The sequence below is a fragment of the Pantoea sp. y20 genome (genome assembly GCF_054903455.1).
In genome coordinates this window covers 3,284,158-3,309,224 of record NZ_CM142816.1, presented here as the reverse complement: position 1 = coordinate 3,309,224, position 25,067 = coordinate 3,284,158, and the positions used below count along the sequence as shown (strand labels likewise).

Annotated in this window: 17 protein-coding genes; 14 read left to right on the top strand and 3 right to left on the bottom strand. The window is 57.5% G+C overall.

Annotation, left to right across the window (positions count from 1 at the left end; all coding sequences use genetic code 11):
* Positions 1-435: 435 nt before the first annotated feature.
* Complete coding sequence (gene aas / locus ACYAC5_RS15435) at positions 436-2,586, top strand: bifunctional acyl-ACP--phospholipid O-acyltransferase/long-chain-fatty-acid--ACP ligase (protein ID WP_462061977.1); 2,151 nt, start codon at positions 436-438, stop codon at positions 2,584-2,586.
* Positions 2,583-3,773, top strand: a complete 1,191-nt coding sequence (gene lplT, locus ACYAC5_RS15430) for a lysophospholipid transporter LplT (protein ID WP_192412026.1) — start codon at positions 2,583-2,585, stop codon at positions 3,771-3,773. Before aas ends, lplT begins: the two co-directional genes overlap by 4 nt.
* A gap of 47 nt (positions 3,774-3,820) precedes the next feature.
* Here the strand turns inward: lplT and ACYAC5_RS15425 are convergent, their stop codons facing one another.
* From ACYAC5_RS15425 to mutH, 3 genes are all read right to left on the bottom strand, one after another.
* The gene (locus tag ACYAC5_RS15425; protein ID WP_176973574.1) at positions 3,821-4,861 is read right to left on the bottom strand and encodes an NADP(H)-dependent aldo-keto reductase; all 1,041 of its coding nucleotides are present in this window, start codon (positions 4,859-4,861) and stop codon (positions 3,821-3,823) included.
* Between the two features lie 144 nt (positions 4,862-5,005).
* Positions 5,006-5,224, bottom strand: coding sequence for a YgdI/YgdR family lipoprotein (locus tag ACYAC5_RS15420; RefSeq protein ID WP_101761992.1), 219 nt, complete (start codon positions 5,222-5,224; stop codon positions 5,006-5,008).
* 104 nt (positions 5,225-5,328) lie between these two features.
* Positions 5,329-6,015, bottom strand: a complete 687-nt coding sequence (mutH, locus tag ACYAC5_RS15415) for a DNA mismatch repair endonuclease MutH (RefSeq protein WP_110867967.1) — start codon at positions 6,013-6,015, stop codon at positions 5,329-5,331.
* 682 nt (positions 6,016-6,697) lie between these two features.
* Between mutH and rppH the strand changes: the two genes are divergently transcribed.
* From rppH to recD, 12 genes are all read left to right on the top strand, one after another.
* On the top strand, positions 6,698-7,225 hold the full coding sequence (gene rppH, locus ACYAC5_RS15410) for an RNA pyrophosphohydrolase (RefSeq protein ID WP_007890933.1): 528 nt from the start codon (positions 6,698-6,700) through the stop codon (positions 7,223-7,225).
* A 12-nt stretch (positions 7,226-7,237) separates the two neighbouring features.
* On the top strand, positions 7,238-9,484 hold the full coding sequence (gene ptsP / locus ACYAC5_RS15405) for a phosphoenolpyruvate--protein phosphotransferase (protein WP_110867966.1): 2,247 nt from the start codon (positions 7,238-7,240) through the stop codon (positions 9,482-9,484).
* Between the two features lie 95 nt (positions 9,485-9,579).
* Positions 9,580-10,461 (top strand): prolipoprotein diacylglyceryl transferase, encoded by an 882-nt coding sequence (gene lgt / locus ACYAC5_RS15400; RefSeq protein WP_462061976.1) that lies wholly within the window; start codon positions 9,580-9,582, stop codon positions 10,459-10,461.
* Entirely contained in the window at positions 10,458-11,252 is a 795-nt protein-coding gene (thyA, locus tag ACYAC5_RS15395; protein WP_110867965.1) for a thymidylate synthase, read from the top strand. The genes lgt and thyA overlap by 4 nt, the downstream gene beginning before the upstream one ends.
* Before the next feature lie 177 nt (positions 11,253-11,429).
* Positions 11,430-11,900, top strand: coding sequence for a prepilin-type N-terminal cleavage/methylation domain-containing protein (locus ACYAC5_RS15390; RefSeq protein WP_192236490.1), 471 nt, complete (start codon positions 11,430-11,432; stop codon positions 11,898-11,900).
* Entirely contained in the window at positions 11,891-12,430 is a 540-nt protein-coding gene (locus ACYAC5_RS15385; protein ID WP_462061975.1) for a prepilin peptidase-dependent protein, read from the top strand. Before ACYAC5_RS15390 ends, ACYAC5_RS15385 begins: the two co-directional genes overlap by 10 nt.
* Positions 12,427-12,849 (top strand): DUF2509 family protein, encoded by a 423-nt coding sequence (locus tag ACYAC5_RS15380; RefSeq protein WP_192236492.1) that lies wholly within the window; start codon positions 12,427-12,429, stop codon positions 12,847-12,849. Before ACYAC5_RS15385 ends, ACYAC5_RS15380 begins: the two co-directional genes overlap by 4 nt.
* The gene (locus ACYAC5_RS15375; RefSeq protein ID WP_110867962.1) at positions 12,782-13,123 is read left to right on the top strand and encodes a prepilin-type N-terminal cleavage/methylation domain-containing protein; all 342 of its coding nucleotides are present in this window, start codon (positions 12,782-12,784) and stop codon (positions 13,121-13,123) included. The genes ACYAC5_RS15380 and ACYAC5_RS15375 overlap by 68 nt, the downstream gene beginning before the upstream one ends.
* Positions 13,124-13,192: 69 nt before the next feature.
* Positions 13,193-16,573: an exodeoxyribonuclease V subunit gamma gene (gene recC, locus ACYAC5_RS15370; protein ID WP_462061974.1), complete on the top strand. Its 3,381-nt coding sequence runs from the start codon at positions 13,193-13,195 to the stop codon at positions 16,571-16,573.
* A 107-nt stretch (positions 16,574-16,680) separates the two neighbouring features.
* A complete protein-coding gene (gene ptrA / locus ACYAC5_RS15365; RefSeq protein WP_462061973.1) occupies positions 16,681-19,578 on the top strand; it encodes a pitrilysin in 2,898 nt (965 codons plus the stop codon).
* Positions 19,575-23,114: an exodeoxyribonuclease V subunit beta gene (gene recB / locus ACYAC5_RS15360; RefSeq protein ID WP_462061972.1), complete on the top strand. Its 3,540-nt coding sequence runs from the start codon at positions 19,575-19,577 to the stop codon at positions 23,112-23,114. Before ptrA ends, recB begins: the two co-directional genes overlap by 4 nt.
* A complete protein-coding gene (gene recD, locus ACYAC5_RS15355; protein ID WP_137386360.1) occupies positions 23,111-24,949 on the top strand; it encodes an exodeoxyribonuclease V subunit alpha in 1,839 nt (612 codons plus the stop codon). The genes recB and recD overlap by 4 nt, the downstream gene beginning before the upstream one ends.
* Positions 24,950-25,067 lie beyond the last annotated feature (118 nt).

The following is a 25,067-nucleotide window of genomic DNA, read 5'->3' as shown; positions in this document are numbered from 1 at the left end:
GTCGCCATGAATGGCCCTTTGCCGCAGCTGACGCGCCAGCGCCTCTGGCAAATGAGCCCTTTTTAGCAGCACTCACTGAAGCTTCGGAGCAGGCCGGGGACGCTTTTGGGCCGGCAATCCGCAGCGCTGAACGAAGCGAGGAAGCCAGGAGAGCCCGCAGGACGCGGGCGAAATGCGGAGCCGGGACAAGGAAGTCCCGTCTCCGCCGGTCCGTCAGGCAAACGAGCGAAGTGAAGGCACCGCGCTAGCGGCGCGAGGACCGCCGGACCAAAAGTGGCCCCGGCCTGCGCACTCATCGTTGGCTTAACTGACAAGCATTACGCCATGAATGGCGGCCCTACGACCGCTATTGCGTTTAAATCACCACGCCACTTGTCGAAAATCCCCAGATCCTGCATCGTAAGAGCCATTTTTTACGATTGCTAAGGAGCTGGCATGCTACTCACTTTTTTCCGTTTCCTGTTCCGCCTGCTGTGGCGTGTGGAACTGCGCGGCGACCTCGCGGCACTGCATAAAGAGAAAGTGCTGATCACCCCCAATCACACGTCGTTTCTGGATGGGGTATTACTGGCGCTGTTTCTGCCGATCAAACCGGTGTTCGCGGTCTATTCCTCGATCAGCGATCAATGGTTTATGCGTCTGCTGAAGCCGATCATCGACTTCGTTCCGCTCGATCCCACCAAGCCGATGTCGATCAAACATCTGGTGCGCATGATCAATCAGGGCCGTCCGGTGGTGATCTTCCCCGAAGGGCGCATCACCGTGACCGGATCGCTGATGAAGATCTACAGCGGCGCCGGCTTTGTGGCGGCGAAATCCGGTGCCACCGTGGTGCCGATGCGTATCGAAGGCGCGGAATATACGCCGTTTGGTCGTCTGGCGGGCGTGTTTAAACGGCGCCTGTTCCCGCGCATCACCTTAACGGTGCTGCCGCCAACGGTAATCCCGATGCCTGAAGCCAGGCGCGCGCGCGATCGTCGCACGCTGGCGGGCGAGCACCTGCATCATGTGATGATGGAAGCCCGCATGGCGGTGCGTCCACGTGAGACGCTGTTCGAAGCTTTCCTCAATGCGCGTCAGCGTTATGGCGCGATGAAGCCGTGTATCGAAGACGTCAACTTCAAACCGGATAGCTACACCGGTTTGCTGAAGAAAGCGCTTGGCGTGGGCCGCATTCTGGAGCGCTACAGTCAGCAAGGTGAATACGTCGGTCTGCTGCTGCCGAACGCCACGGTGACGGCGGCGGCGATTCTCGGTGCCTCGCTGCGCGGGCGCATTCCGGCGATGCTCAACTACACCGCAGGCGTGAATGGCATGCGTGCGGCGTTGACCGCATCGCAGGTGAAAACCGTGTTTACCTCGCGGCAGTTCCTCGAAAAAGGCAACCTGTGGCACTTGCCGCAGGGACTGACCGAAGTGCAGTGGATCTATCTGGAAGATCTGAAAGATACCGTTACGCTGCAGGACAAATTGTGGATTGTGGCGCATCTGCTGATGCCGCGCCGTGCGCTGGTGGCGCAGCAGCCGGAAGATGCGGCGATGGTGCTGTTTACCTCCGGTTCGGAAGGCCATCCCAAAGGTGTGGTGCACTCGCATAAAAGTCTGTTGGCGAACGTTGAGCAGATTCGTACCGTGGCGGATTTTACCCCGCGTGACCGCTTTATGTCGGCGCTGCCGCTGTTCCATGCTTTCGGTTTAACCGTTGGCCTGTTTACCCCGTTGCTGACCGGTGCGCAGGTGTTTCTCTATCCGAGCCCGCTGCATTACCGCATCGTGCCGGAGCTGGTTTACGACCGTAACTGCACCGTGCTGTTTGGTACCTCAACCTTCCTTGGCAACTATGCGCGTTTCGCCAGCCCGTACGATTTTGCGCGTCTGCGCTATGTGGTGGCGGGCGCGGAAAAACTGCAGGAAGCGACGCGTCAGATCTACATGGAAAAATACGGCATCCGTATTCTCGAAGGCTACGGCGTGACGGAGTGCGCACCGGTGGTGGCGATCAACGTGCCGATGGCGGCGAAAAATCACACCGTGGGCCGCATTCTGCCGGGCATGGATTCGCGTCTGATTTCGGTGCCGGGCATTGAGCAGGGCGGTCGCCTGCAGCTGCGCGGTCCGAACGTGATGAACGGGTATCTGCGCGTGGAAAATCCAGGCGTGCTGGAAGTCCCGGTCGCCGATAACGGCGAAGGCGAGATGGAAGCGGGCTGGTACGACACCGGCGATATCGTCAGCTTTGATGAAGGCGGTTTCTGCCAGATTCAGGGCCGTGCGAAACGCTTCGCCAAAATTGCCGGTGAGATGGTGTCGCTGGAGATTGTGGAGCAGATTGCGCTGAAAGCCTCTAACGAGAAGCAACATGCGGCGTCGCTGCGTCCGGACGGTAATCGAGGTGAGGCCTTGGTGCTGTTTACTACCGACAGCGAGTTGGGCCGCGAAACGCTGCTGAAAGCGGCGCGTGAAATTGGCGCGCCGGAACTGGCGGTGCCGCGTGATATCCGCGTGATGAAACAGCTGCCGATGCTGGGCAGCGGCAAACCGGACTATGTCAGCCTGAAGCAGCTGGCGGAAGAGGAGCAGGCATGAGCCAGGCGTTAAATAAGGATGCACCGCTGTTATCGCGCAACATGCTGGCGGTGATTGTGGCGCAGTTCTTCTCGGCATTTGGCGACAACGCGCTGTTGTTTGTGACGCTGGCGGTGCTGAAAAATCAGTTCTATCCGGACTGGAGTCAGCCGATCCTGCAAATGCTGTTTGTGGCCACTTACATTCTGCTCGCGCCGTTCGTGGGGCAGATGGCGGATAGCTTTGCCAAAGGTCGGGTAATGATGTTCGCCAACAGTCTTAAGCTGCTCGGCGCGCTGGTTATCTGTTTCGGCTTCAATCCGTTCCTCGGCTATACGCTGGTGGGGATTGGCGCGGCATCCTATTCGCCGGCCAAGTACGGCATCCTGACGGAGATCACCAGCGGTGAACGGCTGGTAAAAGCCAACGGCTTAATGGAAGGTTCGACCATTGCGGCGATTCTGCTGGGTTCGGTGGCGGGCGGTATTCTGGCGGACTGGAACCTGGTCGCCGCGCTGGTGGTGTGTGCCATGACCTATGCGATGGCGGTGGTGGCGAACATCTTTATTCCGCGCCTGACGGCAGCGCGTCCCGGTCAGAGCTGGCATTTTGGCGCCATGCTGCGCAGTTTCATCGCGGCCACTAAGCTGCTGTGGCGCAACGGCGAAACGCGCTTCTCGCTGCTCGGCACCAGCTTGTTCTGGGGCGCGGGCGTGACGCTGCGTTTCCTGCTGGTGCTGTGGGTGCCGGTGGCGCTCGGCATCAGCGATAACAAAACCCCGACCACGCTGAATGCCATGGTGGCGATTGGCATCGTGATTGGTGCGGCAGCGGCAGCGAAGCTGGTGACGCTGCAAACCGTGCGTCGCTGCATGCCAGCCGGTGTGCTGATTGGCGTGATGGTGGTGGTGTTCGCGTTGCAAACCAGCTTGCTCAATGCCTATCTGGTTTTGATGCTGATTGGTGCGCTGGGTGGTTTCTTCGTGGTACCGCTCAATGCGCTGCTGCAGGAGCGTGGCAAGGCGTCCGTGGGTTCGGGCAACGCGATTGCGGTGCAAAATCTCGGTGAGAATACCGCGATGTTACTAATGCTGGGATTGTATACCGTGGCGATTAAGCTGGGCGCGCCTGCGGTGGCGACCGGCGTCGGATTCGGCGCGATTTTCGCCGTGGCGATTGCGGTGTTGTGGTGGAAAGCGCGGCGGTAGATGGTGAGGTAATTAATAAGGTCGCCATGAATGGCGACCTTACGGTTTTACGGGGCCGGATAGGTAAACTGGCGATGAATCGCTTCCAGTTCCTCTAACACATCGGCGTTCAGCGTCAGATTGAAACTCTCAACGTTAATCTTCAACTGCTCCAGCGTGGTGGCGCCCAGCAAGGTGCTGGCGACAAACGGCTGTTGACGCACATACGCCAGCGCCATCTGCGACGGATCCATATTGTGCTTCTGCGCCAGCGCAACATAGGCAGCAATCGCCTGCTGTGACTGATCGCCGCTGTAGCGGGTAAAGCGGCTAAACAGCGTATTGCGCGCACCGGCGGGTTTCGCACCGTTCAGGTATTTGCCACTCAACGTACCAAACGCCAGGCTGGAATACGCCAGCAACTCGACGCCTTCATGCTGGCTGATCTCCGCTAAACCAACCTCGAAGCTGCGGTTCAGCAGGCTGTACGGGTTCTGGATGGTGACAATACGCGGCAGCTCATGCTTTTCAGCCAACTGCAGATAACGCATCACGCCCCACGCAGTTTCGTTCGACACGCCAATGTAGCGAATCTTACCGGCGCGCACCTGTTCGGTCAGCGCTTCCAGCGTTTCCAGCAGCGTCACCGGCACGCTGGAATCGGTGTATTGATAGCCCAGCTTGCCGAAGTAGTTGGTCTGACGCTGCGGCCAGTGCAGCTGATAGAGATCGAGATAATCGGTGTTCAGACGTTTCAGGCTGGCATCCAGCGCTTCGCGGATGTTTTTGCGATCCAGCGCCTGGTTCGGGCGAATCGACGCATCCGCGCCGCGTACCGGACCGGCTACTTTGCTGGCGAGGATGATTTTGTCACGGCTGCCGCGCTTCTTCAGCCAGCTACCAATGTATTGTTCGGTTAATCCCTGGGTTTCCGGGCGCGGCGGCACCGGATACATTTCTGCGGTATCAATCAGGTTGATGCCACTGCTAACCGCGTAATCAAGTTGTGCGTGGGCGTCGGCTTCGCTGTTCTGCTCACCAAACGTCATGGTTCCAAGCCCCAGCTGACTCACTTCCAGCGTGCTATGGGGAATACGGTGATAGTGCATGTGCCGGCATCCTTTTTTCATTATGAAAGGGAATGTTGTGTCCTTTGGGACTATAGCGTGTGAAGCGGCGCGGAAGGAAGAGGGGAAAGTTCGGGAAATCGCCTGCACAAGGGGAAAACGCGTGCAGGCAGGGCAATTTGGCACTTAACGCTCAATGATGGTTGAAACCTCGTCACCATTGATCTGCATCTGATGGCCTTGCTCATCGGTGTACTGTACCAATCCGGTCTCTTTATCGATGGCGGGTTTGCCATCTGTCATGATCATGCGGCCATCTTTGGTCGCCATGACGTAATCACTGCTACAACCACTCAATAACAGCGTCACCAAGGTTAAACCTACTGCACTCACCAACCCTTTCATTCTTATCTCCTTCTCGCGACGTCAACAGCAAAAGTGTAGTAATAAATGCTTTCGTCGTTAGGAGTAATCGCATCATTCCTAAAATTATCGGCAGCAATATGCATTTACAGTAAAAAATGTCGCGCCAAAAGCGGACCGGTGAAGCTCTTCTTCAGATAAAAGCCGCGCGGCAGCGTCATGATCGGCTCGCCGTGTTCGCCAATCGCTTCGGTCAACGCTTTGCTGTTGGCGGCTTTAGGGCGGATTTGCAGCCAGGCACCGTGACGTGCGGTGATGCGCTCCACCTGACCGAGCACAATCATATCCATCAACTCTTCCCAGTCTTCGCGCAGCTGTTGCTCCTCTTCTGCACTCGGATGCCACAGCAGCGGCGAACCGACGCGGCGTTCGGCCAGCGGCAAAGCACGATCGCCTTCGATCGGGATCCACAGCACCCGCGCCAGTTTGTGCCGCACATGGCTGGTTTGCCAGGTTACGCCGCTATTGCCGGTTAACGGCGCGACGCACACGAAGGTGGTTTCCAGCGGTTTACCCTGCGCATCTACCGGAATCGTTTTCAGCTCAATGCCGAGATGGGCGAAATCCTGCTCGGCTTTGCTGCCAGCGCTGGCACCCAAATGCAGCTCTAACAGCATGCCAACCCAGCCTTTATCGCGTTTCAAATCTGCCGGAATCGGCAGGTTAATCTGCGCCGCCAGCGCGGCAAAGGTCTGTCCCGCCAGCTGCTGTGCGCGCTGCAGTAATTCCGCTTCGTTTTCAGGTGGCGATGGCAATAACGGTGAGAAGTGCATGCTAAAACCTACATTGTTTAAAGAGTGAACAGTAAACGCGAGCCGGGTTTGTCCACATGGCAGTTAGTTGAATAAAGGTGATAATAGCATGATTCAGCATGCTTTTTTATTTCAATAGAATGGGACGATCCAGTGATATGGCCCGGTTATCCCAGCTTGTTATCGACAATGAACAGGTGTTGAACCTGGTTATCCACAGAAAAGTGGGGTAACACCCTTTTGGCCATACCCCTGTTTCCATTTACAGCCTTGACTTTCGCGTTTTGAACGCTTTTTTTCCTTTCTTTGACCAGGTTTAGGGCATTCTCTGTGGATAAAAACGTCGGTGATGGATCTTTAACCGATCGAAAAAACTGAGCGGAGTATAACTACGGATCCTGGTAACGATTTAACGGTTAATAAGTCATATCCCGATGAATATGATGATTTTTTTGCGTATTGTTATGTTGGGTGATGAGATTTATCCGAAGGGGTTATTCAATTCATTCCCGTGTTCTGCACAAAGCTATCCACAGAAAAGGTGAATAAGATCGCCGATAAATGGGGGCATCTGTTTATAACTTGGCTAATCTCTGTGAGTTATCCTGTTTTTATTCCGCCTGCGGCCCGCTATCCAGTGGTTTACCGCCTGTAAGGAGTGTGAAACAATCAGGCTATTCAAATTTAGCTTTGAGGTAGTCCAGTGATCGATGATGATGGCTACCGCCCGAATGTTGGTATCGTAATCTGTAACAGGCAAGGACAAGTGTTGTGGGCCAGGCGCTTTGGACAGCACTCCTGGCAATTTCCTCAGGGAGGCATCAATCCGGGTGAAACTGCTGAACAGGCGATGTATCGCGAGCTGTTCGAAGAAGTGGGTTTACACCGCAAAGATGTTCGAATACTTGCTTCAACCCGAAACTGGTTACGCTACAAGTTGCCAAAACGTTTGGTGCGTTGGGACACAAAGCCGGTGTGTATCGGCCAGAAACAAAAGTGGTTTCTTCTGCAGTTGATGTGCAGTGACGCGGAAATCAATGTGCAGCACAGCAGCACGCCCGAGTTTGATGGTTGGCGCTGGGTTAGCTTCTGGTATCCGGTACGTCAGGTGGTCTCTTTCAAGCGCGATGTATATCGCCGCGTAATGAAAGAATTCGCGGGCGTAGTGATGTCTATGCAGGAGAGTGCGGGGCAGCGTAATAATGCCGCCCAACGACGTAAAAGAGGATAGGCCACGCCCTTTATGCTCACTCAGTTACGCGAAATAGTAGAGAAAGTGGCGAGTGCTCCACGTCTGAATGAAGCACTCGACATTCTGGTAAACGAAATTTGCCTTGCGATGGAAACCGAGGTTTGCTCGGTTTATCTCGCCGATCACGATCGTCGTTGCTACTACCTGATGGCGACACGCGGGCTAAAAAAGCCGCGTGGTCGTACGGTCACGCTGGCGTTTGACGAAGGCATTGTTGGCCTCGTTGGACGCTTAGCCGAGCCGATCAACCTCGCCGACGCGCAGAGCCATCCCAGCTTCAAATACATTCCTTCTGTTAAAGAGGAGCGTTATCGCTCCTTCCTCGGCGTGCCGATTATCAGCCGCCGCCAGCTGCTTGGCGTGTTGGTTATCCAGCAGCGCGAACACCGTCAGTTTGATGAAAGCGAAGAGTCATTCCTCGTCACGCTCGCCACGCAAATGGCGGGATTGCTGTCGCAGTCGCAGCTCGGTCAACTGTTTGGTCAATTCCGTCAGACGCGGGTAAAAGCGATTGCCGCTGCGCCGGGCGTGGCGGTCGCGCCGGGTTGGGTAGATGAAACCCAGCCGCTGCTCGATCAGGTTTCTGCTGCGTCCACGCTTGACGTGCAGCGCGAACGCGAGCGTCTGGTGCTGGCGATGGGCGAGGCCGGCAACGAATTCCGCCGCTTCAGTAAACGCTTTGCTGCCAGCGTGCAGAAAGAGAGCGCGGCGATCTTCGATCTCTATTCGCACCTGCTTACCGATGCGCGGCTGAAAAAGGATCTGTTTGATGAGATCGAGCGCGGATCGGTAGCGGAGTGGGCGGTAAAAACGGTGATCGAGAAGTTCGCCGAGCAATTCGCCAATTTGCAGGATCAATATCTACGCGAGCGCGCCGGCGATCTACGCGTGCTCGGTCAACGTCTGCTGTTCCACCTCGATGATTCGCTGGTCGGCACCAATGCCTGGCCGGAACGCTTCGTGTTAGTCGCGGATGAACTCACTGCCACCACGCTGGCTGAATTGCCGCAGGAGCGTCTGGCGGGCGTGGTGGTGCGCGACGGTGCCGCCAACTCGCATGCGGCGATTTTGACGCGCGCGATGGGCATTCCCACCGTGATGGGCGCCGATATCCTGCCGGCGCAGCTTAACAAGCGCTTGCTGATTGTTGATGGTTATCGCGGCGAAGTGCTGATCGATCCGGAACCGGTGCTGGTGCAGGAGTATCAGCGCTTAATCAGCGAAGAGAACGCGCTGAGCAAAATGGCCGAAGGCGTGGTCGAGCAGCCCGGCGAGCTGAAAAGCGGTGAGCGCGTTCAGGTGATGCTGAATGCCGGCCTCAGCCCGGAACACGAGCAGGCGCTGGATAACTGGGTGGATGGCATTGGCCTGTATCGTACTGAAATTCCGTTCATGCTGCATAACGGCTTCCCGTCCGAAGAGGAGCAGGTGGCGCAGTATCAGGGCATGCTGCAGCTGTTCTACGACAAACCGGTGACGCTGCGTACGCTGGATGTCGGCGCGGATAAACAGCTGCCGTATATGCCGATCAGCGAAGAGAATCCCTGCCTTGGCTGGCGTGGCATTCGCTTAACGCTCGATCAGCCGGAAATCTTCCTGGTGCAGGTGCGCGCCATGCTGCGTGCCAACGTGGCGTCCGGCAACCTGAGCATTCTGCTGCCGATGATCAGCCATATCGATGAGATCGATGATGCGCGTCGTCTGATTGATCGCGCTGGCCGCGAAGTGGAAGAGATGCTCGGCTATGTGATTCCCAAGCCGCGCATTGGCATCATGATTGAAGTACCGTCGATGTTGTTTATGATCCCGCATCTGGCGGATCGCGTCGATTTTGTCTCGGTTGGCACCAACGATTTGACGCAATATCTGCTGGCGGTTGATCGCAACAACACGCGCGTGGCGAACCTGTATGATTCGCTGCATCCGGCGATGCTGCGGGCGCTGCACACGATTGCCAGCGAAGCCCGCCAGGCCAAGCTGGAGCTCTGTTTGTGTGGTGAAATGGCTGGCGATCCAATGTGTGTCGCGCTGTTAGTGGGCATGGGATATCACCATCTCAGCATGAACGGCAAGAACGTGCCGCGGGTGAAATATCTGCTGCGCCATCTCGATTTTGAAGAGGCGCAGAAGCTCAGCGAGCATGGACTGGCCGCGCATACCGCCTCGGAAGTGCGCCATCTGGTCTCCACCTTTATGGAGCGCCGTGGTTTAGGCGGTTTGATTCGCGGCGGGCGTTAACGGTTACAACTTCACGACCTGTAAAAAAAAGTGGCTGTGCTATGATGCGCAGCCTTTTATTGTCCCGTTTCAGGGCAGAAAAATGATGGTGAAAGATGACTGACGGCTATATTTCGTTTCCCCAATTCGATCCGGTAATTTTCTCTATCGGACCGGTTTCGCTCCACTGGTACGGCTTGATGTATCTGGTGGGCTTTGTATTTGCTATGTGGCTGGCGACGCGACGCGCCAACAAACCTGGCAGCGGCTGGAAAAAAGAGGAAGTGGAAAACCTGCTGTATGCGGGCTTCCTCGGCGTATTCCTCGGTGGACGTATCGGCTATGTGTTGTTCTACAACCTGCCGTTGTTCCTGGAGAATCCGCTGTATCTGTTTAAGGTCTGGGATGGCGGCATGTCGTTCCACGGCGGCCTGATTGGTGTGATTGTGGTGATGCTGATTTTCGCACGCCGTACCAAGCGCACGTTCTTCCAGGTAGCGGATTTCATTGCACCGCTGATCCCGTTTGGTTTGGGTGCCGGTCGTCTCGGTAACTTCATCAACGGCGAACTGTGGGGCCGCGTGGCGCCTGATTTCAAATACGCGATGTTGTTCCCCGGTTCACGCAGCGAAGATATCGCGCTGGCAGCCAACAATCCGCAGTACCGGGAATTGCTGAACACCTACGGCGTGCTGCCGCGTCATGCGTCGCAGCTGTATGAGCTGTGCCTCGAAGGCATCGTGCTGTTCATCATTCTCAACCTGTTTATTCGCAAGCCGCGCCCCATGGGCAGCGTCTCGGGCCTGTTCCTGATCGGCTACGGCGCATTCCGCATCATCGTGGAGTTCTTCCGTCAGCCGGATGCGCAGCTTGGTCTGTTTGAAGGCGGCGTCAGCATGGGGCAGATTCTGTCGATCCCAATGATTCTGGCCGGTGTAATTATGATGATCTGGGCGTATCGTCGTCGCCCGCAGCAACAAACTCGTGAGGTAAAATGAAACAGTATCTGGACCTAATGCAACATGTGCTGAATGAAGGCGCAGAAAAGGCCGACCGTACCGGTACCGGCACGCTCTCCATCTTTGGCCACCAGATGCGTTTCAATTTGCAGGATGGTTTTCCGCTGGTCACCACCAAGAAAGTGCACCTGCGCTCGATCATTCATGAGCTGTTGTGGTTTCTGAAAGGTGAGACCAACATCGGTTACCTGAAAGAGAACAAGGTCACCATCTGGGACGAATGGGCCGATGAGAACGGCGATCTCGGCCCGGTCTACGGCAAGCAGTGGCGCAGCTGGGGCAGCGCCTCGGGTGAAGAGATTGATCAAATCAGTAAAGTGATTGAGCAGCTGAAGCGTGACCCCGATTCGCGTCGCATCATTGTCTCGGCGTGGAACGTGGGCGAGCTGGATCACATGGCTCTGGCGCCTTGCCACGCCTTCTTCCAGTTCTACGTGGCCAACGGCAAGCTCTCTTGCCAGCTCTATCAGCGCTCATGCGATATCTTCCTTGGTCTGCCATTCAACATCGCCAGCTACGCGCTGCTGGTGCATATGGTGGCGCAGCAGTGCGATCTTGAAGTGGGCGATTTTGTCTGGACCGGTGGCGATACGCATCTGTACAGCAACCATTTAGAGCAGGCGCGCCTGCAATTAACGCGTGAGCCGCGTCCGTTGCCTAAGCTGGTAATCAAGCGTAAACCGTCCTCTATCTTTGATTATCAGTTCGATGATTTCGAGATTGAAGGCTACGATCCGCACCCAGCGATTAAAGCGCCCGTCGCCATTTAACGCCACTCCCGCAAGGTCGCCATTCATGGCGACCACGCCCATATCGCACCACAATCCTGAATCCGTCTCACAAAACGCTTTATCTCTCTGCACCTCTCCACGATTTCCTGCGCAACGTTTCCCAACGTCGATTTCTCTCCCTTGTTGAACTTCATGATGCTGGGCACATTACCCGCCATGAACAGAAACGATAACCACGGCTTCACTTTGCCCGAACTGTTATTGGTGATGGTGATCGCCGGCATACTTAGCGTCGGCGCGCTGCAAGGTTGGCAGCGCTGGCAGCAATATCAACAGCTGCGCGACAGCGTACTGCAACTGCAGGGATTTCTTCTGCGCTTGCGCGCCCATGCTAACTGGCACAATCGCGATCTCACGCTGTGGGTACAGAGCGGTGAAAACGGCTGTCTTGGCGCAGGACCTAAACCTGCAGAAGGCTGCGCACTGCCCTCGCGCTGGTTATTTAAACCGCCGCACGACAGCGTGCGCCTTGTCGGCATCAATGGTGACGTCGGTTTTTACGGTCGGCGTGATGTCGCGCGTCCTGGCAGCATCGATCTCGCCAGTGCGGCGGGGCGCTGGCGCTTAATTATCTCCGCCAGAGCGCGCATCCGTGCCTGTCAGCCGGGAGAGAAAGGATGCGAATAACACAACGCGGATTCAGCCTGCTGGAGATGCTGATTGCCATGGCGATTGGCGCGGTACTGATGATCAGCGTCGGGCGATTTTTACCGCTGCTGCTGGAGCAGAATCTGCGCCTGCAACAGCGCGTAAAGTTACAGCAGGAGCTGCAGCAGATCGCCAATACGCTGCAAAAAGCGCTGCGCCGAGCCGGCTATTGCCACGGCCAGTGCAGCGGTTCGGCGCTAACGATTGCCGCCAGCGGCAGCTGCGTTTTACTGCGCTGGGATGAGAACAGCAACGGGCGCTGGGAAGGCATGGGCCATAGCGAAAGTGACTATTACGGCTATCGGCTGCGCAGCGGACAGCTTGAAATGCAGCGCGGCGTGGATGAGTGCAACAGCAGCGGCTGGGAGAAACTCTCCGATCCGGCATTTCTCACCATCGATGCCTTCAAGCTTGAACGGCAGGGATCGCGTCTGGTGCTGCAACTGGCGGGACACGCTAACAGCCAAAGCGTAGAGCTGGCAAGCTGGATAGAAGGAATCAATCTGTGAAGCAGCGCGGCAATAGCACGCTGGGTATGGTGCTGATGATGTTACTGATGGGCGGATTGACGCTACACGCCACGCGAACGCAGCTCTCGCAAGGCATGGTGTTAGTGGCTGATGAGCAGCTGCACAGTCAGGATTTCTGGCAGGCGCAGGCGGCGTTAATGTGGGGCAGCGTGCAAAACTGGCCGCAGGCCACCGGCTGGCAATGTCAGCAATGGACAGCAGAACAGTGGCAAAGCTGCCTGCTACGAATGGAGGATGACAATGCGTTGTTATCGGGACATGGAGAAGGGCGCGCGCTGTGGCTCTATCGTTGGGTATCCATCCCCAACACGCAACCCCAGCCGCAAGCGCATGGCTGGATCGATTACTGCCCGCTGTCGCAGCCGGCGCTGTGCCAGCCAGAAGCAGCAGGGCTTTAGCCTGGCGGAAACGCTGGTGGCGATGCTGTTGCTGGCGATGACCATCAGCACATTACTGCAATATCATCGCGCGCTGGCGCTGGGGTTTAGCCAGCAGTGGCAGCAGCGTCAGGCGTGGCGCGTTGCCGGCCAGGCGTTGCTTGGCCGTGACGTTGAGGGATGGCAGAGTCAGCGCCAGCAGCAGAGCCTGGCGGGCGGCTGCACGCTGGAGCGCGTCACGGTTACGGGGCCACAGCAGCGTTCCGCCTCACTGGCGCAGCTCAATTGCCACTAGCGGTAGGCATCGCAGGTGATAAACGGTAGAGTGGCTCGGCTGCGTTGTTGTCTTGTGTTTAGGAGAAATATGTTCCGGGTCTATCACTCTAATCAGCTTGATCTGTTGAAAAATCTGGCAGGTATTCTGATTGAAAATCAACCGCTGACCGATCCGCTGGCGGCTGAACAGGTGCTGGTACAAAGCCCAGGCATGGCGCAGTGGCTGCAAATGGAACTGGCTAACAGTTTCGGCATTGCCGCCAACATTGATTTCCCGCTGCCTGCGAGCTTCATCTGGAACATGTTCGTTAAGGTGCTGCCCGATATTCCTGAAGAGAGCGCCTTCACCAAGGCCAGCATGAGCTGGAAGCTGATGCATCGCTTGCCAACTTTGCTGGAGCAGGACGCTTTCCAGCCGCTGCGTCACTACCTCAATGATGACGACGACAAGCGCAAGCTGTATCAGCTCAGCGCCCGTGTTGCCGATCTGTTTGACCAATATCTGGTGTATCGCTCGGACTGGCTCAACAGCTGGGAGCGCGGTGAACGGATTGATGGCTTAGGCGAATCGCAGCAGTGGCAGGCGCTGCTGTGGTGCGATCTGGTTAACTTTACCGAAAGCCTGGGTCAGCCGATGTGGCATCGCGCTAACCTCTATGCGCGCTTTATCCAAAAGCTGGAACAGGCGCAAATGCCGCCGCCGGGCTTGCCGCAGCGCGTGTTTATTTGCGGTATCTCCGCGCTGCCGCCGGTTTATTTGCAGGCGTTGGAAGCGCTGGGCCGTCACATTGATATCCATCTGCTGTTCACCAATCCCTGCCGTCACTATTGGGGCGACATTCAGGATTATGCCTTTTTGGCGAAGCTGCAAAGCCGCCAGCGTCGCCGCATCCAGTCGGATGAGCTGCAGCCGCTGTTCCGCGATCCGGCTAGCGCGTCAGCATTGTTTAACGATATCGGCGAGCAGCAGTTGACCAATCCGCTGCTGGCGTCATGGGGCAAGCTGGGGCGCGATAACCTGTATCTGCTGAGCCAGATGGAATCCGCCGCCAACGACATTGATGCTTTCGTCGAGGTGCCTCAAGACAATCTGCTGCACAGCTTGCAAGCGGATCTGCTCAATCTGGACGATAAAGCGATCATTGGCCTCAACGCCGGTGAGCTGGCGAACAGCGCCGAAAAACGCCTGCTTGATCCTGAAGATCGCTCGATCACGCTGCAGGTGTGCCACAGTGCACAGCGTGAAGTTGAAGTGCTGCAGGATCATCTGCTCACGCTGATGGAAGCCCATCCCGAACTCAAGCCGCGCGACATCATCGTGATGGTGGCGGATATCGACAGCTACGCCCCTTTTATTCAGGCCGCTTTTGCCAGCGCGCCGAGCGAACGCTATTTGCCGTTCGCCATTTCCGACCGCCGCGCCAGTCAGGCGCACCCGGCAATTCTGGCGCTGCTCAGCTTGCTGTCGCTGCCTGAAAGTCGCTTTGCCTCCGAAGATGTGCTGGCGCTGCTTGAGGTTCCCGCATTAGCGCAGCGCTTCTCGGTGGATGAAAGCGGGCTGCGCCTGCTGCGCCGCTGGGTGATGGAATCCGGCATTCGCTGGGGACTGGACGATGCCAGCGTGGAAGCGCTGGCGCTGCCGGTAACCGGACAACACACCTGGCGCTTCGGCCTGCAGCGTATGCTGCTCGGCTATGCGCTGGAGAGCCGCAACGGCGACTGGCAAGGGATCCTGCCGTATGACGAATCCAGCGGTTTGATCGCTGAGCTGGCGGGGCATCTGGCGGAACTGCTATCGCGACTCGAAGAGTGGCGTGCGCGTCTGGCAGAAGAGCGCACGTTAGCGGAGTGGCAGCCGCTGTGTCGTGAGTTGATTGAGTGCTTCTTTAGCGGAGACGCCGAAAGTGAAGCCGCGCTGCTGCTGGTGGAAACACAGTGGAAACAGATTATCGAGCAGGGCATGCAGGCGGCCTATCAACAGCCGATTCCGGTTACGCTGCTGCGTGATGAGCTGCGTTCACGCCTCGATCAACAGCGTATCAGCCAGCGTTTCCTCGCCGGTCCCATCAACTTCTGTACGCTGATGCCGATGCGTTCGATTCCCTTCAAAGTGGTGTGTTTGCTGGGCATGAACGATGGCGTCTATCCGCGCACCTTAGCGCCGCTGGGTTTCGACCTGATGCAGCAACAGATGCGCAAAGGCGACCGTAGCCGCCGCGATGATGATCGCTATCTGTTCCTTGAAGCGCTGATCTCGGCGCAGCAGCAGCTCTATATCAGTTACATCGGCCGGGCGATTCAGGACAACACCGAGCGCTATCCATCGGTATTAGTGAGCGAGCTGGTTGATTACTTGGGGCAGAGCTTCTGTCTGCCGGGTGATGAAGCGCTCGAACCCGATATCAGCGAGCAGCGCGTGCGCGAACATCTGCAAAAGCTGCATAGCCGCATGCCGTTTGCCGCAGAGAACTTCCAGCCGGGCGCACACGGGCAAAGCTTTGCTGCGGAGTGGTTGCCCGCAGCCACCGGCAGCGGCGTGGCACAGCCGGATTTTGTACAGCCCTTGCTGCCTGCACCGATAGAAACCTTGTCGCTGGAGCAACTACTGCGTTTCTGGCGCCATCCGGTGCGCGCCTGGTTTCAGCAGCGCTTGGGGGTGGCTTTCTGGATGGAAGAGAGCGAGCTGCCCGACAGCGAACCGTTCGCGCCTGACAGCCTGGAACGCTACCAAATCAACGCCCAATTGCTGAATACGTTGGTCAACGGTGACGATCCGGCGCAGCTGTATGCGCGTCACCGCGCCGCTGGCAATCTGCCTTATGGCGCGTTCGGGGAACTTTTCTGGCAGAGCCAAACCGAAGAGATGCAGGAAGTGGCCGCCGAGGTGAGTGGTCAACGCCAGCCCGCTGAAAGTTGGGAAATCAATCTGACGATCGGCGCAGTGCAATTGACCGGCTGGCTGACGCAGGTGCAAGCTGATGGCCTGCTGCGCTGGCGTCCGGGCGTGCTGAACATGAACGATGGTCTGCTGCTATGGCTGGAACATCTGGTGTATTGCGCGTTGGGCGGCAGCGGTGAAAGCCGCATGTACGGCCGTAAACAGAGTCACTGGCGCTTCGCGGCGCTGCCTGCTGAACAGGCGCTGTCGTTTCTGCATGCGTATGTTGCGGGTTACCAGGCCGGATTAGTCGAGCCGCTGATGCTGCTGAATAAATCCGGCGGAGCCTGGCTGGAAGCGAGCTTTGATAGCAAGTCGCAGCAGTTGCTGGAAGACGAAGCCACGCAGAAAAAGGCACTTAACAAATTACTGCAAGCCTGGCAGGGTGGTTTCCAGGTGGAAGGCGAGGGCAGCGATCCCTATCTGCAACGCCTGAGTCGGTCTTTGGACGATGATGCCGTGCAGGCGATTACTGCCGCCGCACGCCAATGGTATTTGCCGGTGCGCCTGGCGCATCAAAATGATGAATAGCAAGGGGATACGGCCTCGTTTGAGGTTGTTCCTGACACGATAAGAAAGTTTGTCTATTTCACCGCTGGGCACACAGCCAGCGGAAAAGGGTAATGTAAGGGGTTTAAATGCGGATTTACGCACGCTGGATTGGAGCGCTGCTGCTGAGCACGTTAGCGCTGAATGCCTTTGCCGATACCGATCGCGGCTGGCAACCCATCAATGACACCATTCGTAAAAGCGATCACGATCCACGCCGTTATCAGGCGATTACGTTAAACAACGGTATGATCGTGCTGCTGGTCTGGGATGCCGAAGCGCCTAAATCGCTGGCGGCGCTGACCTTACCGATCGGTTCGCTGGATGATCCTAATCAGCAGCTGGGTCTGGCGCACTATCTCGAACACATGGTGTTAATGGGCTCAAAGCGTTATCCGCAGCCTGATAATCTCGCCGAATTCCTGAAAAAAAATGGTGGCAGCCACAATGCCAGCACCGCGTCGTATCGCACGGCGTTCTATCTGGAAGTGGAAAACAGCGCGTTGCAGCCCGCAGTTGATCGTCTGGCCGATGCGATTGCTGAACCGCTGCTCGATCCGGTTAATGCCGATCGTGAACGCCATGCGGTTAACGCAGAACTGACCATGGCTCGCTCACGCGATGGCTTGCGTATGGCACAGGTGGGTGCAGAAACTCTCAACCCTGCGCATCCCGGCTCGCGCTATTCCGGTGGCAACCTTGATACGTTGAGTGACAAGCCGGACAGCAAATTGCATCAGGCGCTGACCGATTTTTATCACAGCCACTACTCCGCCAATCTGATGAAGGCGGTGATTTACAGCAACAAACCGCTGCCAGAGATGGCCGACATTGCGGCAAAAACCTTTGGTCGTGTGGCTAATCATCAAACGACGGTGCCAGAGATTGACGTGCCGGTAGTGACCGACGCGCAGAAGGGCATCATTATCCATTACGTGCCCGCACAGCCGCGCAAGCAGTTGAAAATTGAGTTCCGCATCCCGAACAACAGCGGCCAGTTCCGTAGTAAAACCGATACGCTGATCAGCTACATTCTGGGCAACCGCAGCAAAAACACCCTCAACGACTGGCTGCAAAAGCAAGGGCTGGCGGATGGCGTCAGCGCCGGTGCAGACCCGATGACCGAGCGCAACAGCGGCGTCTTCGCTATCAGCGTGTCGTTAACCGACAAAGGTCTGGCGCAGCGCGATGAAGTGGTGGCTGCGGTGTTCAACTACCTTGATATGCTGCGCACCAAAGGCATCAGTAAAGAATACTTCGATGAAGTCTCCCACGTGCTGGCGCTGGATTTCCGCTACCCATCAATTACCCGTGATATGGATTACATCGAGTGGCTGGTAGATACCATGCTGCGGGTGCCGGTTGAACACACGCTGGATGCGCCTTATCTGGCCGATCAGTTCGATCCCGCGGCAATCAAAACGCGTCTCGACGAAATGACGCCGCAGAACGCGCGCATCTGGTACATCAGTCCGCAGGAGCCGCATAACAAAGAAGCCTACTTTGTGAATGCGCCCTATCAGGTGGACAAAATCAGCGACGCCCAAATTAGCGACTGGCAGCAACGTGCCGCGCAGCTTCAGCTGTCGATGCCCACGCTGAATCCCTACATTCCGTCGGATTTCGCCATCATCCCCTCCGATGGCAAAACCTACGATCATCCGGTCGCACTGACCAATGGCGACAGCATGCGTATTTACTGGATGCCAAGTCAGCAGTTTGCCAGCGAACCGAAAGCCGCTATTACCTTAGCGCTGCGCAACAAATCGGCGATCAGCGACGCGCGCCAGCAGGTGCTGTTTGGGTTGAATGACTATCTCTCCAGCCTGGCGCTGGATGAATTGAATTCGCAGGCTTCGGTTGGCGGCATCAGTTTCTCCACCGGGGAAGATGATGGCATCGTGTTTAGCGCCAGCGGGTTTACTCAACGTCTGCCGGAATTGCTGAAGAAGCTGGTGGAGGGTTACGCCACCTTTACGCCGGACCAGCAGCAGCTGGAACAGGCCAAATCCTGGTATCTGGATCGACTGGAAGCGGCAGAGAAGGGCAAAGCGTTTGAGCAGGCGATTCAGCCGATGCAGATGTTGTCGCAGCTGCCTTACACCCAACGTGAAACGCGCCGCAATCTGGTGAAAGACATCACACTGAAACAGGTCACCGATTACCGCGATGCGCTGATTCATCATGCAACCCCGGAGATGATGGTGGTGGGCAATCTCTCTGCAGAGCGCGTGAAACAGCTCGGCGATGAGCTGCAGCAACAGTTGCACAGCGATGGTCACGGCTACTGGCACAGTGATTATGTGGCGGTGGATAAAGCAATGAAGGCCAATCTGCAGAAAGCCGGCAGCAGTACTGATTCGGCGCTGGCCGCGCTGTATGTGCCGTTGGGCTACAGCGAATATCAAAGCATGGCCAACAGCACCATGCTGAGCCAGATCGTTCAACCCTGGTTCTACAACCAGTTGCGCACCGAAGAGCAGCTCGGCTATGCGGTGTTTGCTTACCAGATGCCGATCGGACGCCAGTGGGGCATCGGTTTCCTGCTGCAAAGTAACAGCAAGCAGCCAGCGTTTTTACTGCAACGCTTCCAGGCATTTTATCCGCAGGCTGAACAGCGTCTGCGCAGCATGAAAGCGGAAGATTTCGCCCAGTATCAGCAGGCGCTGATCAACGATATGAAGCAGCGTCCGCAAACGCTGGATGAAGAGGCGAACCGCTTTAACCGTGACTTTAAACGTCAGAACTTTGCCTTCGATACGCGTGAAAAAGCGATTGAGCAAATTCAGCAACTGACGCCAGCCGGCCTGGCCGACTTCTTCCATCAGGCGGTTTTAGCGCAGCAAGGCATGGCGATGATTTCGCAGATCGGTGGCAGCCATGATGGCGCGACCAAAGATGACTACGCCCAGCTGCCGGGCTGGACCACATGGGATGAGGTCCAGAAGCTGCAGCAGTCGTTGCCCGTGAAGAGTGATGCCCAATGAGTCTGCTACCTGAATCGCTCAATCCTCTGACGCTGCCGCTGCGCGGTGAGCGTCTGATTGAGGCCTCAGCCGGCACCGGCAAAACCTTCACCATCGGCCTGCTCTATCTAAGACTGCTACTGGGATTGGGCGGACAACATGCTTATTCGCGCCCGCTGTCGGTAGAAGAGATTCTGGTGGTGACCTTTACCGAGGCCGCGACCGCTGAACTGCGCGGGCGTATACGCGCCAACATTCACGAGCTGCGGCTGGCCTGCCTGCGCGGCGTCAGCGGCAACCCGATGCTGATGCAGCTGCTGCAGGAGATTCCACAGCCCGCCGATGCGGCTTCGCTGCTGCTCGCCGCTGAACGACAGATGGATGAAGCCGCCATCTTCACCATCCACGGCTTCTGCCAGCGCATGCTGAATCTCAACGCCTTTGAGTCCGGCATGCTGTTTGAACAGCAGCTGATTGAGGATGAACAGCTGCTGATGCGCCAGGCGACTGCCGATTTCTGGCGTCGTCACTGCTATCCGCTGACGCTGGATGTCGCGCGAGTGATTGTCAGCGAATGGAGCGGCCCGGAGCAGTTGCTTTCCACCTTGCGTCCGTGGTTGCAGGGCGAATCGCCCAGCCTGCGTCTGCCGCCTGCCGACAGTGAAACCCTGACTTCGCGCCACAGCGAAAACCTGGCGCGTATCGCCGCGATGAAAGCGCAATGGCTGACGGTGGGTGACGAAGTGCTGACGCTGGTGGGGCAATCTGACGTGGATAAGCGCAGCTACAGCAGCAAGAATTTGCCGGTTTGGGTCAATAAAGTCAGCTTTTGGGCGCAGAGCGAAACGCGTGATTATCAAGTGCCCGCCGAACTGGCGCGCTTCGGTCAGCGCATGCTTGAAGAGAAGACCAAAAAGGGCAGTCCGCCGCATCACAGTGTGTTTGACGCCATCGACACTTTCCTTGCTCAGCCGCTGTCGCTGCGCGATCTGGTGATTGCGCGTGCGCTGGTAGAGGTGCGCGCTGCGGTGCGCAAAGAGAAACGTCAGCAGGCACTGTTGGGTTTTGATGACCTGCTGAGCCGACTCGACGAAGCACTGCAGCAGCCGAGCGGTAAGCAACTGGCTCAGGCGATTCGCCAGCGTTTCCCGGTGGCGTTGATTGATGAGTTCCAGGATACCGATCCGCTGCAATACCGTATTTTCCGCACGCTTTATATCAATCAGCCAGCGCATGCGCTGCTGTTGATTGGCGATCCCAAACAGGCGATTTACGCCTTTCGTGGCGCGGATATTTTTACCTATATCCGCGCGCGCAGTGAAGTCAGTGCGCACTACACGCTGGATACCAACTGGCGCTCGTCGCCTGCGATGGTCAACAGCGTTAACCAGCTATTTGCGCGCCTCGACGCGCCCTTCCTGTTCGCTGAGATCCCGTTCCAGCCGGTGCAGTTTGCGCCTCCCAACCAGCAACTGTCGGTCAGTATCGATCAGGTTGAGCAAGCGGCGTTACGCTTCTGGCTGCAGCCGGGCGAAGGCTGCAGCGTTGGGGATTATCAACAACGTATGGCGCAGCAGTGTGCGGCCGATATCAGTCGCTGGTTGCAGGCCGGGCAGCAGCAGCGCGCGATGCTGGGCAAAACGCCCAATTTGCGGCCGGTACAAGCCTCTGACATCACAGTGTTAGTGCGCAGCCGTAACGAAGCTAACCTGATTCGCGAAGCGCTCAATCTGCTCGGTATTCCGTCGGTTTACCTGTCGAATCGCGACAGCGTTTACACCACGCCGGAAGCTCGAGAGCTGTTATGGCTGTTGCAGGCGGTACTGGCACCGGAGCAGGAGCGCATGCTGCGTACCGCGCTGGCAACCTCGCTCTTTGCCTTTGATGCCTCGCAGCTGGATGCGCTGGATCAGGATGCGCGCGGCTGGGATGAACTGGTGGATACCTTTGCCCGCTGGCAGCTGGTGTGGCAGCAGCGTGGCGTCTTGCCGATGCTGCGCGAGATGATGCTGGAGCGTCAGCTGGCGGAAAATCTACTGGCATCGGAGAACGGCGAGCGTCGTCTGACGGATTTACTGCATCTCGGCGAACTGCTGCAGGAAGCGGCTGCGCAGCTGGATAGCCCACACGCGCTGGTGCGTCATCTGGCACAGCAGATCGCCCGCCCGGATAGCCAGTCTGCCAGCCAGCAACTGCGTCTGGAGAGCGATCGTCATCTGGTACAGATTGTCACCATCCACAAATCTAAAGGGCTGCAATATCCGCTAGTGTGGCTGCCATTCGCCGCCGGTTTTCGCGAGGCGGATACCGCGCTTTATCACGATCGTGAGAGCTTTAACGCGGTCCTGGATCTGCAAGCCGATGAAGAGAGCCTGGCGCTGGCCGAACAGGAGCGTCTGGCGGAGGATTTGCGCCTGCTCTACGTGGCGTTGACCCGTTCGATCTATCACTGCAGCGTCGGCGTGGCACCGCTGTTTCGCGGCACGCGTAAGAAAGAGGGCGAGAGCGATTTGCATAAAAGCGCGCTCGGTTTTCTGTTGCAGCGCGGTGTAGCGGCAACAGCCGAACAGCTCGGCGCGTTGCTGCATAACATGGACGCGGCGGGCACCGAGGTGGTGCTGGCCGAAGTTATGCAAGCCGAGCGCTGGCAGGTTGAGGCGGTCGCCGATAGCGAGTTGGGGGCGCGAAACGTAACGCGTGTGCTGGCCGATCCGTGGCGCGTCACCAGTTATTCCGGTTTGCAGCAGCACAGTTCTCATCGTCTGCTTGAGGTGATGCCGAATTTCGATGTGGAAGCAGCCGGCGAAGAGGATCGGGAAGAGGAAGGGGAAGCGGCGCTCACGCCTCATCACTTCCCGCGCGGTGCCGCGCCGGGAACGTTTTTGCATGAGCTGTTCGAATCGCTGGATTTCCCGCAGCCGCCTTCCGAGGAGAAGCTGGCGCAACATCTGCAGCAAAACGGCTATCCGCTGCACTGGCAGCCGATGCTCAGTGCGTGGATCAGGCGTGTATTGAGCACGCCACTTAACGTGCAGGGTATTCATCTGGCGCAGGTGCAGAGCAGCGATCGTTTGGTGGAGATGGCATTCTATCTGCCAATTGACAATGTGCTGACCGCGCGTGAACTGAGCGCGTTGATTGCTCAGGATGCGTTATCGGCGCAGGCTCCGCCGCTCGATTTCCGTCAGGTGCAGGGCATGCTGAAAGGCTTTATCGACCTGGTGTTCCGCTGGCAGGGCAAATATTACCTGCTGGATTATAAATCCAACTGGCTCGGTGACAGCCATGAAGCTTATACGCCGCAGGCAATGGCGCAGGCGATGATCGACCACCGCTACGATTTGCAGTACCAGCTCTATACGCTGGCGCTGCACCGCTATTTACAACATCGCGTGCCGGATTACGATTATGAGCAGCATTTCGGCGGCGTATTTTATCTCTTCCTGCGTGGCATGGACGGCAGCTCGCCAGACAACGGCGTGTTTCATACCCGTCCCACCTTCGACTTCATTTCACAACTGGATAGCCTGTTTCGCGGGCCGGGAGCGACAGCATGAGCGGTATGACCGCGCTTTTAGCACAGGCGGCTGAGCTGCGTTTGCTGCGCTCGCTGGATGTCCAGTTCGCCCAACTGCTGGCGGATGATGATCAACCGGCGCGTTTGCTGCTGGCGGCCTGCCTGAGCGCGGAAGCGGGAGATGGGCATGTCTGTTTGCCGTTATCACAGCTGAGCCGCGACAACCTGTTTAAAGGACGCCATGCGGAGCTGGCCCAGGCCATCTGGCAAGCGGCAGGCGAACCGCAGGATTGGCCGGCAATTTTAGCCGGCTGGTCGGCACTGAGTAGCAGCGATTGCGCGGCACCCATCGTGCTGAGCGAAGGCCGTCTCTATCTGCATCGCCTTTGGCACAACGAAGGGCAGGTGGCGCGCTTCTTTCAGTCACAGTCGACAGCACAGCCTTTTGCGCCTGAACGGGTCAGGGAAGTGCTGGATCAGCTGTTTGGCAGCGAGCCGGATAACTGGCAGAAGATTGCGGCTGCGGTGGCGCTGACGCAGAAAACTGCGGTGATCTCGGGCGGTCCCGGAACCGGAAAAACCACCACGGTGGCAAAACTGCTGGCGGCACTGATCCGTCTTAGCGAAGGCGCGTTACGTATTCAGTTGGCTGCGCCGACCGGCAAAGCGGCGGCGCGTCTCACCGAATCGCTGGGCAAGGCGCTGCAAAAGTTGCCGGTGAGCGAGGCGGAGCGGCAACGCTTTCCGGCCGATGCCACCACGCTGCACCGCTTGTTAGGCGCGCAGCCGGAAACACAGCGCCTGCGCTATCACGCCGGAAATCCGCTGCATCTGGATGTGCTGGTGGTGGATGAAGCCTCAATGGTCGATCTCGGCATGATGGCGAATTTGATTGCCGCATTGCCAGCGCAGGCGCGCGTGGTGTTCCTCGGCGATCGCGATCAGCTGGCATCGGTGGAAGCGGGCGCGGTGCTCGGTGATATCTGTCGCTGTGCCGAAGCCGGTTACAGCCCGATGCGCGCTGCGCAGCTGAGCGAGCTCACCGGCAGCGGGGTGGCGGGCATCGATGACAGCAGCGCACCCGCGGTACGCGACGCGATTTGCCTGCTGCGTAAAAGCTACCGCTTTGACGCCAACTCCGGCATTGGCCAACTGGCCGCAGCGGTTAACGCCGGTGATGCAAAGGCGGTTGAAGCGGCATTCAAGGCTGGTTTCAGCGATATCACCCGTCAACCTTTGCAGGATGCAGATGCGTATCAGGCGATGCTGACGGAGATTGCCGCCGGTTATCAGCCGTTCCTGAAACTCATTCGCCAACGCGCTGATCCTGCTGAAATTATCGCGGCGTTTGGCCGATATCAGCTGCTGTGCGCACTGCGTGAAGGGCCGTTTGGCGTGCAGGGATTGAATCAACGTATTGAGCAGAAGCTGATGCAGCTGCAGCTGATTCGTCGTCCAACCGGCGGCAGTCGCTGGTATCAGGGACGTCCGGTGATGGTGACGCGTAACGACAGCGCATTGGGCCTGTTTAACGGCGATATCGGCATAACGTTGTTTGATGAGGAAGGTCTGCTGAAGGTGTTCTTCCCGTTGCCGGATGGCAGCATCAAGGCGGTGCAACCGAGCCGATTGCCAACGCACGATACCGCGTGGGCGATGACGGTGCATAAATCGCAGGGTTCGGAGTTTGACCACACGGCGTTGGTGATGCCGGCGCAGTTCCTGCCGGTGTTAACGCGCGAGCTGATTTATACCGCGATTACCCGCGCGCGTAAGCAGCTGACGTTGTACAGCGATGACGGCGTGTTCCGTCGTGCCGTGCAGTTGCGTACCCAGCGACGCAGCGGATTACTGGAGCGGTTGAGCGGGGAGTAATTAAGTATCGATTCCGCACCATCCGTCGCGGCGCGATGAATCGCGCATATCAATGGCGGCAGCTTGCCCATGCGGATATTGCGCAATAAATTGCGCCGCTACGGTATGTGCAACTACG

What these genes read in the sequence shown, in the direction of transcription:
- aas (WP_462061977.1), top strand. Translation starts at nt 436, where the DNA reads ATGCTACTCACTTTTTTCCGTTTCCTGTTCCGCCTGCTGTGGCGTGTG.
- lplT (WP_192412026.1), top strand. Translation starts at nt 2,583, where the DNA reads ATGAGCCAGGCGTTAAATAAGGATGCACCGCTGTTATCGCGCAACATG.
- ACYAC5_RS15425 (WP_176973574.1), bottom strand. Translation starts at nt 4,861, where the DNA reads ATGCACTATCACCGTATTCCCCATAGCACGCTGGAAGTGAGTCAGCTG.
- ACYAC5_RS15420 (WP_101761992.1), bottom strand. Translation starts at nt 5,224, where the DNA reads ATGAAAGGGTTGGTGAGTGCAGTAGGTTTAACCTTGGTGACGCTGTTA.
- mutH (WP_110867967.1), bottom strand. Translation starts at nt 6,015, where the DNA reads ATGCACTTCTCACCGTTATTGCCATCGCCACCTGAAAACGAAGCGGAA.
- ptsP (WP_110867966.1), top strand. Translation starts at nt 7,238, where the DNA reads ATGCTCACTCAGTTACGCGAAATAGTAGAGAAAGTGGCGAGTGCTCCA.
- lgt (WP_462061976.1), top strand. Translation starts at nt 9,580, where the DNA reads ATGACTGACGGCTATATTTCGTTTCCCCAATTCGATCCGGTAATTTTC.
- thyA (WP_110867965.1), top strand. Translation starts at nt 10,458, where the DNA reads ATGAAACAGTATCTGGACCTAATGCAACATGTGCTGAATGAAGGCGCA.
- ACYAC5_RS15390 (WP_192236490.1), top strand. Translation starts at nt 11,430, where the DNA reads ATGAACAGAAACGATAACCACGGCTTCACTTTGCCCGAACTGTTATTG.
- ACYAC5_RS15385 (WP_462061975.1), top strand. Translation starts at nt 11,891, where the DNA reads ATGCGAATAACACAACGCGGATTCAGCCTGCTGGAGATGCTGATTGCC.
- ACYAC5_RS15375 (WP_110867962.1), top strand. Translation starts at nt 12,782, where the DNA reads ATGGCTGGATCGATTACTGCCCGCTGTCGCAGCCGGCGCTGTGCCAGC.
- recC (WP_462061974.1), top strand. Translation starts at nt 13,193, where the DNA reads ATGTTCCGGGTCTATCACTCTAATCAGCTTGATCTGTTGAAAAATCTG.
- ptrA (WP_462061973.1), top strand. Translation starts at nt 16,681, where the DNA reads ATGCGGATTTACGCACGCTGGATTGGAGCGCTGCTGCTGAGCACGTTA.
- recB (WP_462061972.1), top strand. Translation starts at nt 19,575, where the DNA reads ATGAGTCTGCTACCTGAATCGCTCAATCCTCTGACGCTGCCGCTGCGC.
- recD (WP_137386360.1), top strand. Translation starts at nt 23,111, where the DNA reads ATGAGCGGTATGACCGCGCTTTTAGCACAGGCGGCTGAGCTGCGTTTG.